This window comes from Paenibacillus sp. MSJ-34, assembly GCF_018918005.1.
Taxonomy (GTDB): domain Bacteria; phylum Bacillota; class Bacilli; order Paenibacillales; family Paenibacillaceae; genus MSJ-34.
Genome location: NZ_JAHLPR010000043.1, coordinates 1 through 12,218, shown reverse-complemented (window position 1 = coordinate 12,218; position 12,218 = coordinate 1). Strand labels below are relative to the sequence as shown.

The 12,218-nt window shown below is 51.1% G+C and carries 6 protein-coding genes; 3 read left to right on the top strand and 3 right to left on the bottom strand.

Annotated elements, in window-relative coordinates:
• Nucleotides 1-4 precede the first annotated feature (4 nt).
• Nucleotides 5-418, bottom strand: coding sequence for a GNAT family N-acetyltransferase (locus tag KQI79_RS20660; RefSeq protein WP_230192576.1), 414 nt, complete (start codon nucleotides 416-418; stop codon nucleotides 5-7).
• 291 nt (nucleotides 419-709) lie between these two features.
• Between KQI79_RS20660 and KQI79_RS20655 the strand changes: the two genes are divergently transcribed.
• Nucleotides 710-919, top strand: coding sequence for a hypothetical protein (locus KQI79_RS20655; RefSeq protein ID WP_216540198.1), 210 nt, complete (start codon nucleotides 710-712; stop codon nucleotides 917-919).
• A gap of 771 nt (nucleotides 920-1,690) precedes the next feature.
• Entirely contained in the window at nucleotides 1,691-9,316 is a 7,626-nt protein-coding gene (locus tag KQI79_RS20650; protein ID WP_216540237.1) for a pullulanase, read from the top strand.
• A 604-nt stretch (nucleotides 9,317-9,920) separates the two neighbouring features.
• On the opposite strand, the gene KQI79_RS20645 is transcribed toward KQI79_RS20650, so the two are convergent.
• Complete coding sequence (locus KQI79_RS20645; protein WP_216540197.1) at nucleotides 9,921-10,076, bottom strand: hypothetical protein; 156 nt, start codon at nucleotides 10,074-10,076, stop codon at nucleotides 9,921-9,923.
• Between the two features lie 419 nt (nucleotides 10,077-10,495).
• Between KQI79_RS20645 and speE the strand changes: the two genes are divergently transcribed.
• The gene (gene speE / locus KQI79_RS20640; RefSeq protein WP_216540196.1) at nucleotides 10,496-11,380 is read left to right on the top strand and encodes a polyamine aminopropyltransferase; all 885 of its coding nucleotides are present in this window, start codon (nucleotides 10,496-10,498) and stop codon (nucleotides 11,378-11,380) included.
• A 92-nt stretch (nucleotides 11,381-11,472) separates the two neighbouring features.
• Here the strand turns inward: speE and KQI79_RS20635 are convergent, their stop codons facing one another.
• Complete coding sequence (locus KQI79_RS20635; RefSeq protein ID WP_216540195.1) at nucleotides 11,473-12,084, bottom strand: DUF1648 domain-containing protein; 612 nt, start codon at nucleotides 12,082-12,084, stop codon at nucleotides 11,473-11,475.
• Nucleotides 12,085-12,218 lie beyond the last annotated feature (134 nt).

The following is a 12,218-nucleotide window of genomic DNA, read 5'->3' as shown; positions in this document are numbered from 1 at the left end:
GTTCCTATCGCTTTCTGGACATGCCGTATAATTCCGGATAGATAAGCTTAAAGCCATATTTTTGATAAAATGCAATTTGCGGCAAATCCGTTATTAGCGTCACATCGGCGTCTTTTGGGACATTTTTGTCCGCATATTCCAGCAACTCGCGCATGATAATGTCGCCGATCTCATGATCTTGGTGAGCGGGATTGACAATGACATCGACAATTTGAACGTAACAACCTCCATCGCCAATCATTCTTCCCATGCCGATAAGCTCCGAATTCTCATTCCTGACAGCCACCGATAAGATCGAGCGGCCCAAAGCCGTTTGTACCGCTGAGTCGTCTTTCGAACTTAGGCCTGCAGTTAACCGCAAAGCAATGTATTCCTGTGAGCTTGGAATTTCATGCAGCACATTCACTCGATTTTCCATGAGCATCCTCCTTTTATCGTCGCGGTCGCTCCCTTTTACCGGGAGAACCATTCTTCACCACCCATTGTACAACACTAATGCAAGTGAGAAAGTAGGATATCAGAAACCTTGAATAGACATGAATTCATTACGAAAAAGTTTATCTCTGCATGTTAACGTTTTACTATATTGTTTTCTAAGGATCAAATACATCCGTTACGATCGAAAATACTTCTTTAATCCGGAGTTGCTCCATCCTTTACAATATAGGAAAGATCCGCCCGCGTATTTGAAAGCAAAGGGGAGAAGGCAATGCTTTTTTGGAAAAAAGCAGCAGGTTCGATCCGGGGAGCCTTTCGCTTCGCCGGCACGGGGCTTACTTTGCGGCGGAAATGGCGGCTGGCGCTGCCCGGGCCGATTCTGTCGGTCGGTGGCGTTCTCATCCGTAATGTGTTCATCAAATACTATACCGATCTGATCGGTCTCAGTCCGCAATATGTAGGCTGGGTGTACATCATCTAAGGTGGCAGGTTGAAGTCAGTAAGTCGTAAGTTGGTGGTCGTAAGCGGTAAGTGAGTAGAAGATAAGCGGAAAAAAAAGGAGCGTCCGCCCGTCGGATAGGCGCTGTTGCCGGCAGTTCGCATCCTGATCGTATAAGTTCGGGATGCGAAGGAGGCCGGTCTGAGTCGGTATGGTTTTCGCACCGCGCGCAGTTCCCGGCGCTCGGTGTTTCGCCCCATGTCGGCGTCGGTCGACTACAGCTCCGGTTTCTATTTGAACGGGAAAAACTGGCGCTAAATTGTTCGTTTTATGCCTTTCGGGGCGTTTAGCGGGATATTCCGGCGTTATTTTTCAGGATATCTTTTCTTGGTAGGCAACATACCGGATTAGCGCCGGAAATTGGCGGTAATTCGAGGGAAACGATAAAAGGGGGAAAAATAGCGGTAGGTTTTGGCGTTACTGATACAGACGGACATCGTTCAGTCTTTTGGATCAAGGTATAGTGTCCGTAAATCTACCGTTTTCGTTAAACAGTAATCTATTCGCACGGCACACCTATCAAAAAAACAGGGTTGACGAGTGAGCGAAGCAAGAATAAAATGAAAATGCAAACGTTTCCACAATAAACGCTTTTCAAGTCAAGAGACTGACTCGGAAAATGACGAAAATTGCCGTGTTTACGGAATGTGCCGTTTGAATTGAAAAGAGTGAACTCATCGATTTTGTGCAAACGTTTGCACAGAAATAAACATGTACGAAGCATAAATTTTATTAAAGGAGGTTCCAATGAACATGAGGTGGATTGCAAGCTGTAAAAGGTTTTGGTCGCTCGTATCGATCGTCGCTCTCATTATTTCCCTTGTCGGCATTCCTCCCGCGGAAGCGAATGCGAATTCCGCCCAGGGCAAGGTTGTTCTTGCGGGCGATCTGCAAACGGAGCTTGGCGCCGCCGCCGACTGGGATCCGGGCGCTACCGCCACGGAAATGATCCCTCTGGGCGATGGCTATTATGAATTTACGGGAAGACTCCCGGCAGGAACGTATGAATACAAAGTTGCTATAGACGGCAAGTGGAATGAGAGTTACGGATATGGCAATTATTCCAATCCTGACGGAACGGGTAAAGGCGACAACATTCAGATTACTTTGCCTTACGATTCCGATGTGACGTTCTATTATCATCATGGAACTCACCGGATTGCAGACTCCACATTTTATATCCCGATTGAACCGGACAAGCTTCCAAGAATCATCGGCAGCTTCCAGACCGGCATCGGCGAGCCGGCTGACTGGTCTCCCGCGAATTCGCGGATGGTTTTGACGGATGCCGATTATGACAACGTGTATACGGTAACCGTCAGCGTATACGCCGGAAATCACGAATTCCAGGTCATTTTGGGAACCGATGAGGCAAGCGACCCGGTTTATCCAGCGGGTAGAGAGGAGCTAGGGCTTCCCGAAGACTCGAATGTGACATTTACATACGATGCGACAACCAACGCTGTTGCCGCCGAGTATAGCGTGCCGACAGGCGACGCCGGTCAGGTTCAACCGAAGGAGGCCCCTCCGGTACCTGCCGATCATTTGCGGATTCATTACCAAAGGACGGACGGAAATTACGGCAATATGGGGCTGTGGATCTTCGACGATGTCGCGGCTCCTTCCGACAATTGGCCGTCGGGAGCCACTCCTTTTCCAGCCGGACAAGTTGACGAATATGGCGCTTTTGTAGATATCAAACTGGCCGATGCGCCTGGGAAGGTCGGCATCGTTGTCGTCAATCGCGTTAGCGGCGAGAAAGACAGCGGGGACAAAAAATTTGCCATCGTCTCCCCGGACATGAACGAAGTATGGCTGAAGCAAGGATCGGACACAGTATATCAATTCGAACCGGCCGATCTTCCGGACGACACGGTCCGGGTTCATTACGCGCGAGAAGATGATAACCATAGCGACTACGCCCTGTGGTTGTGGGGAGATGTTGCCGAGCCGTCGACGGATTGGCCTGTAGGCGCAACGAAGTTTCCCGCCGGCCAAAAGGATCGGTACGGCACTTATGTCGATATTAAAATGAAAGCGGATGCGCAAAAAATTAACTTCCTCGTTGTGGATCCGTCCAAAGGGGATTCCGGCAAGGACGGCGGCGATAAAAGCTTCGGTCTGCCGGACCGCTACCGCCATTTGTTCATCAAACAGGGAGACGACAATGTTTATATTTCTCCGTATAACGAACTGGCGATCGGTCTCGTCTCAGCCGAGATTTTATCACCCGGTAAACTTCGGCTTGGCTTTACGATGACGGCAGGGCTGGAAGCGGATTCGTTGCGTAACGAGCTGCAAATTAACGATAAAAACGGGGATTCCGTGCCGATCGACAATGTTGAGATTACCGGGGCAACAATAGTAGAGGTGAAGGCCCAATTTGGGTTGGATGCTGCTCCGCTAAACGTAACGTATTCCGGGAAAACGGTCTCGGCTTCCGCCGGTTGGAGAATGCTTGACGAGATGTATTACTATGGCGGGGACGATCTTGGAGCGACATACCGGGCGGGCGGTGCCACGTTGAAATTATGGGCTCCGCTGGCTGAGAAGGTTGCCGCAAACTTTTATGACAAAGACGATGCAACGAAACAGATCGGAACATTGGAGTTGGCCAAGGGCGAGCAAGGCGTCTGGTCGATCGATGTAGAACCAGGCGATCTTGGCGTACAAGACTTTAGAGGGTATTACTATCAGTATGAGGTTACGAATCAAGGCGTAACAAAGAAAGTGCTGGATCCATATGCGAAGTCGATGGCGGAGTTCAGAGTCGATACGAAAGGCGAGGCAGTGGGGCCGGACGGCGATACGGTCGGCAAAGCGGCGATCGTGGATCTTAGCGGGACCGATCCCGCCGCAGACTACGGCTTTGCGAATATTCCGGGATACGAGAAACGGGAAGATGCGATTATATGGGAAATCCATGTGAGAGACTTTACTTCCGATCCGTCGATCCAGGACGACTTACACACTTCAACCTGGGGAACCTTCGACGCTTTCAAATCCAAGCTGGATTACATCAAATCTCTCGGTGTGACGCATGTTCAACTGTTGCCGGTCATGGCCTGGTATTATGGGGACGAAGCGGCGATGAAAGAGAGGGAACTGGAATATTCGGCCAAAGACAATGAATACAACTGGGGCTACGACCCGCACAATTATTTCTCGCCGGACGGCGCTTATTCCGAAAATCCTCGAGATCCGGAACTGAGAATTAGAGAATTGAAAGCGATGATTCATGCCATCCATGAGGCTGACATGGGAGTAATCCTTGACGTCGTGTATACGCATATGGCGAAAGCAGACTTCCTGAACGACATCGTGCCGAATTATTATGCGTTTCAGGATGCGAACGGGAACTTCATCGGAGGCTTCGGAAACAATCTGGCCACCAATCGTAAAATGGCCGAGAAATTGATGATAGATTCCGTTACCTATTGGTTCGACGAATACAAAATCGACGGCATGCGGTGGGATATGATGGGCGACGCCACCTACGAAGCCGTGCAGAACGCCTATAACGCCGCAGCCGCGATTCATCCTAACGCCTTGTTTATCGGCGAAGGCTGGAGAACGTTTGGCGGACATTTATCCGATCCTTCCCTGGAGGGACAAGGAGCGGATCAAGATTGGATGGACCAAACCGATGATGTCGGCGTTTTCTCCGACGAGTTCCGCAACGAATTGAAATCCGGTTTCGGCAGCGAAGGGGAGCCGAGATTTATAACGGGCGGCGCGCGCGATATCGGGGTTATTTTCAATAATATAAAAGCCCAACCGGGCAATACGCCGGCGGATAGTCCGGGCGATATGGTGCAGTACATCGAGGCTCATGACAATTTGACGTTGTACGACGTGATCGCGCAATCGATCAAGAAGGACCCGGCCGTTCCGGCAAACGATCTTGAAATTCACAAACGGATTCGGCTCGGCAACCTGCTGACGTTAACCTCCCAAGGAACCGCCTTTCTTCACGCCGGGCAAGAATACGGCAGGACAAAGCAGTGGAAGGGAGAAGGGGTGCCGGAGCAAAAATATCATGAGTTGATGGACGAGGCAGGCAAGCCGTTCGGCTATTTTATCCATGATTCCTATGATTCCTCCGATGCGGTCAACATGTTTGATTGGGAAAAGGCTGCCAATGAGGATCGATATCCGGTAAACGCGGCAACCAGAGAGTACACCGCCGGGTTAATCGAACTAAGAAAATCTACCGACGCATTCCGTTTGGGCGATCAAACGTTGGTGAACAGCAACGTGACGCTTATGCCGATTCCGGAGATCCAATCGCAGGATCTGGTCATCGCATACGAGAATAGAGCGACGGATGGAACCGGCATCTATTATGTATTCGTCAATGCCGATCATAGAGAAAGGACGCTGACTCTAGACCATGATCTGACGAAAGGCGCTGTATTGGTCGATAACGATGAAGCCGGTACAGCCGAGGTATCCGTTAAATCCGGGTTTGTTCTAACCCCCGGGTCGATCACGCTTGATCCTTTAACTGCGGTGGTCATTAAGCTGGATGCGCCTCCGTCTGTTTTGGAGTCTTTAACGGCCGACAAGGACAATTATTTGCTGCAAGTCGGCACAACGCATCAAACCGCGATCTATGCGAATTATGACGACGGAAGCATAAGAAACGTTACAAAACGAGCTGCGTATGCTTCGAGCAATCCGCACGTAGCTGCGGTTACGGCAACAGGCTTGGTGCAAGCGGTCGCGGAAGGGACGGCGGTCATACAGGTTTCTTATGGCGGCATTCGTACGGACATTTCCGTTACGGTTACTGCCGATCCTGTAGACGACAAACGGTATCTGCAATTCAACTATATTCGTCCGGATCGGGATTATACGGACTGGAATATATGGGTATGGAATACGGGGGCGAAGAACGACCAAATCGATTTCACCGGCTTTGAGAACGGCATTGCTACCGCTTTAATCGAAGTAGCGCCGGAAACGACAAGCGTCGGATTTGTTCTCCGCAAAGGGAAGGATTGGGCCACGGGCAAGCAGGACGTCCCGGATGATCGCATCATTCCGTTGACGCCGGGAGAGTCCTTTACGAAAGTAAACGTCACCAGTATGGTGCGAGAGTTGGATATTTTGCCAAGCATTCAAGGGCCTGAATTAGCGGACGGCAATATTACGTTCCTGTATAGGGACGATAAGCTGTTCCGAATCGGGAAGATGGATAGCATCACCAATGTACAAGTAAAAATTAACGGCAAACTGCATGCAATGAGCTACGATCCGGCGAAGGAATGGTTCGGCTATACGCTGTCCGATGTGCAAAGCGGAACATATGTATATACATTTATCGTAACCCGCAACGGGGAAACCGTCGAAATAACCGACCCTAAGAACACGGTGAACGGCGTTTCGCAGGTCGTATACCATAGGCCGACGGTTGATATCGAAGCGGCAGTGAATCCGGGCGCTATCGCGCACAATGAGAACGCGGTTGTTACGATTCGCGCTTCCTCGGCGGAGCCTGTCGCATTCAGGGAAGCTTATATAGATCTGACCGAACTGGGCGGACCGGCGAAGGTGAAGCTTGACAACGAATTAATGGAACAGTCCATTGCGGTAAAAGAACCTGTTGCTGCGGGAAGCAAGACGATTGCGATTACGCTGGTAGATCAGTACGGCAATCAGCATAAAGGCAGCGCTGCCGTAACCGTTAAAGCGAGAAACTACGGCGGCAAGCTTGATTTCGACTGGGACGAAGCGCGGATTTACTTCGTTCTTACCGATCGCTTCATGGACGGCGACGAATCCAACAACTTCAATGTGGACAAGAGCCATCCGGAAGCTTATCATGGCGGCGATTTCAGAGGCTTGATCGACAAACTGGACTACATTCAAGATTTGGGCGTCAATACGCTGTGGATTACGCCGATCGTCGACAATATCGACTTTAACAAAGGCGCCGACTTTAACGGCAAGCAGTACGGGTATCACGGCTATTGGGCGAAAGATTTTACGAAGATCGACGAGCATTTAGGGGATCTTGACACGTTCAAGGAACTTATCGACAAAGCCCATGACAGAGGCATCAAAATTATGGTTGACATTGTCTTGAACCATACGGGCTACGGCCTGAAACCTGGCGACAACCGGCCCGGCATTACACAGGAAGACAAGGACCGTTTCGCCGGCATGCTCCGTACCGACGAAATCTCGGCGGACGTAGATCCGATCAAAGGCGAATTGGCAGGACTCCCCGATTTTATAACCGAGAATCCGGACGTTCGCCGGCAAATTATCGATTGGCAAGCGGGCTGGTTGGAACGGGCAAGGACCAAGCGCGGGGATACGATCGATTACTTCCGGGTGGATACGGTGAAGCATGTGGAGGACACGACCTGGAAGGCGTTCAAAAATACGCTGACCCAAATCGATCCTAAATTCAAATTGATCGGCGAATATTTCGGCGCAACCGTCGATAGCGACGGTGGAACGCTGCAAAGCGGTCAAATGGACAGCTTGCTGGATTTCGGCTTCAAGGGCAGAGCCAGAGATTTTGTGAACGGGGATGTGGAATCGGTCGAAGCGTATTTGGCCGACCGCGAAGCGAAGCTGGACAATACCAGAATGATGGGCCAATTTCTGAGCAGTCATGACGAGGACGGTTTCCTCTCCCATTACGTCAATGGAGACAAGGCGAAGCTGATGGCGGCGGCCGCGCTGCAAATTACGTCCAAGGGGCAACCGGTCATTTATTATGGCGAGGAACTCGGGCGTTCCGGCAAGAATGCGGGCGACATGAGCAAAGGAGAATTCAGCGAAAACCGGGGAGACATGCCGTGGGATCGACTGGATGCCGAGCGGAAATTGCATAGCCACTATAAAAAATTGCTGAACATTCGAGCCCAATATTCCAAAGTGTTTTCCAAAGGAACGCGAACGACGATCGCCGCTTCGAATGACAAAGGATATTTGGCGTTCGGCAAGCGGTATGAAGGACAAAATGCCGTTACGGCGATCAATGTGAAAAACGCGGAACAAACCGTAACGATGACGGTTCCGTTTGCAGCCGGCAGCAAAGTGAAAGACGTGTATAGCGGCAAAGATTATCGCGTAGCGAGCGATCGAAACGTAACGATCGTCTTGCCGGCGATGGCGGACGGCGGAACCGCGGTTCTCGTCTCGGCCGAGTCCGAAGGAGGCGGCGGGGGAGACGGCTCCGGATCTAGCGGACGTTCGGAAAACTCCGGAAAGAGCGGCATGAAGGACAAGGCGATTGAAGCGAATCCCGGCCAGAAATTCATTATTGAAGAGACGTTGAGAAGCGGAGAAGGAGAAAAAGTGTCCGTAGATCTTGAAGCCGACGTAAATGAGGTGCTGTTGCCGCTTCGAGCCGCGGAAATGCTCGGATCGAAGTTTCTTGAACTCAAGAAGGGCGGTCTCACGATCATGATTCCGTCGGCACTGCTTAAAGATTTGCAGCACTTGATTGGCGACGATCAAGCCTCCGGTACGCTCATTTCTTTCAAGGTGAATGAAGTGTCGTCGGCTTCCGCCTTATCGTTGTTGGCTAAAGCGAAAGCGGTTGAGAAGGCGAGGCTGAACTTGGCAGGCAAGATGTTCGATATCGAGTTATCGGCAATTGCAAAGGATGGCAAGGAATATCGGCTCGACCGCTTTGCCGCGCCGATGACGCTGAGGTTTGATTTAGAAGCTGGAATGAATGCCAAGTGGACGAGCGTTTACTTTGTCGCCGATAGCGGCAAACTGGAATACGCCGGCGGCAAGCGGGCAAACGGCAAGCTGATAGCGGAAGTGTTCCATCTCGGCAAGTATGCTGCGCTGGAATACGACAAAACGTTCGCCGATATGGAAGGGCACTGGGCAGAGTCTGCCGTGAAGGAGCTTGCCGCCATGCAAGTAGTGAACGGTACGGGCGATGGCAAGTTTAGTCCCGGACAACGCTTGACGCGCGCGGAGTTTGCTGCGATGCTCGTACGGGCGATGGCGTTGAACTTGAGCGATGAAGAAAGCGCGGAGTTTGCGGACGTTGATAGCGGCGCTTGGTATGCGTCTTACGTTGCGGCGGCTTACCGTCACGGTCTGGTTCATGGCAAGGGCGGAAACCTCTTTGCTCCGCACGCAACCATTACCCGCGAGGAAATGGCAGTTATGCTCGTGCGGGCCTGCCGGATCATAGGCGAGGTGGAACTAGCGGGTGGCGAAGCTGCGTCCATCGCGGATGTGGAACAAATCGCATCCTGGGCTGCACAAGACGTTCATGAAGCTGTGTCCAACGGCTTGATGAGAGGCCGGGGCCAAGGCCAATTCGCGCCAAAAGCCGCCACAACCCGCGCCGAAAGCGCGCAAGCGGTATTGAATTTGCTGCATAAACTTCAATAAAAGGGCTTTCGCTCGAACAAGGGCGTTGTTGGCTATCTCGGGGCTGTCCGCAAGGTCTGAAATGGACCTTGGGCGGCCCTTTTTTATTAGGCGGGCTCTAGAAACTGTTGGGGCAATGCGCACTTGTTGGCTATGGTTGGCTATGTTTTTGGACTGTATGCCTGGCGGACCCTGATTCCGTTACATTGGCCAAATGTGCGAATTTTGAGCGATTGATGGACAGACGTTCCGCTATTTGCCCAGAAATGGGCTCAAATTAGGCGATTTGTCACAGATAGCGCACTAGTGTTGCATCGAGAAGTTGATAGCTTCGAAAACCCGCAATTGGAGTCTGCTTCACATTCGCCACCGTTGATGGTACTGGCTTTATTGCGCATATAGAAGGGGATACCTCTTTGCATTTCGAGTGCGATCGCGCGGACCTACGCTCCTTGTTTGGCGCTAACGAAACTGGTAATTCTTATTAGGCTCAAAATGAAGGAGTTCCCATTTTTAACGAAAGAACGTATCGTTATTCATTGGAAATAGACCGTTTTACCGCCTTTTTTCTCTCATTAGCGTGTTGTAGTTTCGTTACACCGGCAATAAGGTCATTTACAGGCGATTAGCGTGTATCAGTTTCGTTAGCCCGCTCGGGCGGATCGTCAGCCGCCAGCGATATGATGAAGTGGACTCTGATCGCAGGCTTTACGCTTGCCAGCACGCTGTGCAGCTTCCATAACCTCTGCGGCAAATGATCGTTCAGGACTGCATGCAGCAATCCAATCCCGCTCCGTATGTAATAAACCCTGGCTTTCTAGCATCTGAACGAGGGGGATTTTCATAGAAGAGGGCCGACAAAACGCTTCCTCGGGCTTGAAGAGCAGCAATACGCTCGATGCAACGCTAATGCAGATAGCGTATTCTCTGTGCGCTGACATGTAACAAAGAGTACTGTCGGACAAAGTCTCTATCCGCAAAATGTTAAAAGGGGGATATTCGGATAAACACTCTGTGCGCGTTGCGAATTCAAGCGATGGTACGGCCCGCAAATGGAGAACCGACGATCATACGTTCGACGAGACAATAAGCGGGGATGCATAAGGCCGCGATCGGATTAGCGTTTTGCCTGCTTAAACGGGACTAGCGCGGACTTCTTTGGTACAATGGTAGGGATCATGTAAATATGGGAGGTAGAAAATGAAACGGTTGCCAAGTTATATTCATAGTTCACAGGGTAAACTGTGGCTGACCGAGGACGAAAGAGATAATCTGAAAATCAGTTATCGTATCAAAGATGTTTTGTTTGAAGAAACAAGTCCTTTTCAGCATGTCATGGTTTTGGATTCGTGCGATTTTGGTCCGATGCTTGTATTGGACGGGGTTGTGCAAACGACCTCCATGGACGGGTATATCTATAATGAGATGATTGCCCATGTCCCGATGTCTATCCATCCGCATCCGCGCAACGTGTTAATTATCGGAGGCGGAGATTGCGGAGCTGCGAAAGAAGTTGCGAAATACGACTGCGTCGAGCGCATCGATCTGGTGGAAATCGACGAGGCGGTCGTCCGGGCGAGCAAGCGTTATATGCCGGAAGTGTCCGGCAATTTGTCCGATCCCCGGGTTCAATATCATTATGAGGACGGCGTGAAATTCGCGAAACAAGCCCGGAATCGATACGATGTCATCATCGTCGATTCGTCCGACCCGGTCGGACCGGCGCAGCAGTTGTTCGAGATTGATTTTTACAGGGATTTGCATAGCGCCTTGAAGGAAGACGGCATGATGGTTTGCCAAAGCCAGTCGCCGATTTTTCATCAAGCGGTGATGCTGCAAACCTATGAGCATATCGGAGAATTATTCACCGATCGCAAGTTGTTCACGGCCGTCATTCCGACCTATCCGGGAGGATTGTGGAGCTTCACGATCGGCTCGAAGCGCGCCCTGCCCGAACCGAACCGCATTCGCTTCGACAAGCAGGCAAGCTATGCCAATGAAGAAGCGCTGCGAAGTTGCTTCTCCTTGCCCACATTCGTGCAGGAGTTGCTGAAGCGGAAAGAAACCGCGCCATCCGCGCGTTAAACGATAATAAACCCGGCCCTCTTACGGCCGGGTTTTCCTAATGCTTGCTGCGTTGGCAGCTTTCAAAGAGTGCGAAATCGCGCAGCGCAACCTCATGTCCGAGCATACCCGATCCATCTGCCGATCGTAACGAGAGCGAAGAAGGCGATAGTGACCAAAAATGCGGGGAGAATGTAATGACCGGGCAACAACCCCAACAGGACAAATACGATCCCCATGACGACCATAAGGCGGCCTTGGAAGCGGAATGCTCTGAGCCGTATTCCTTCGGGAAGTTTCGGCCATTGCATCGTTCCTTGCGGCAGGCGGGGGATGATGTTCCCCACAATAAGGAAAAGGATTCCGACGATCACCGTGGCAAAGGTTGCCGCACTTAATTCGTATCCGAGATTGTAGGCGAGAATAAACCCGTGAACCGCGAAAAGAGCGGCGGCAATTGTGGCGACCATCGAACCGAGGCTCGCTTCCACACGGCGGCGTTTATTTTCATCCTTTTCGAACTTCGCGACGGTAATCACGAACCAGGAAGCAATAAGAATGAGGACGGGCAAGGAAAATGCGCCAAACGGCTTGCTTAACCAGTTATCGGGCTGTTCGGCAGAACCGAAGTGGATCACCATCGTCTCGGGCAATTTGGCGTAGAAGACGAAACTGATGATGGCCGCGGCGATGGCAAACGTAGCGGGAACGATCCATTTTTTCATAGCAAATCATCCTCATATAGTATTTCTTGAAGGCAGTTTTGAGTTTACTTCCAGTCCCCTAGGGGACTGGCGGCCGCCTTCAAAATTTCCAGTTGATCTTTGAAAAATAAATTTGGGACTGGACTTTCCGGAAT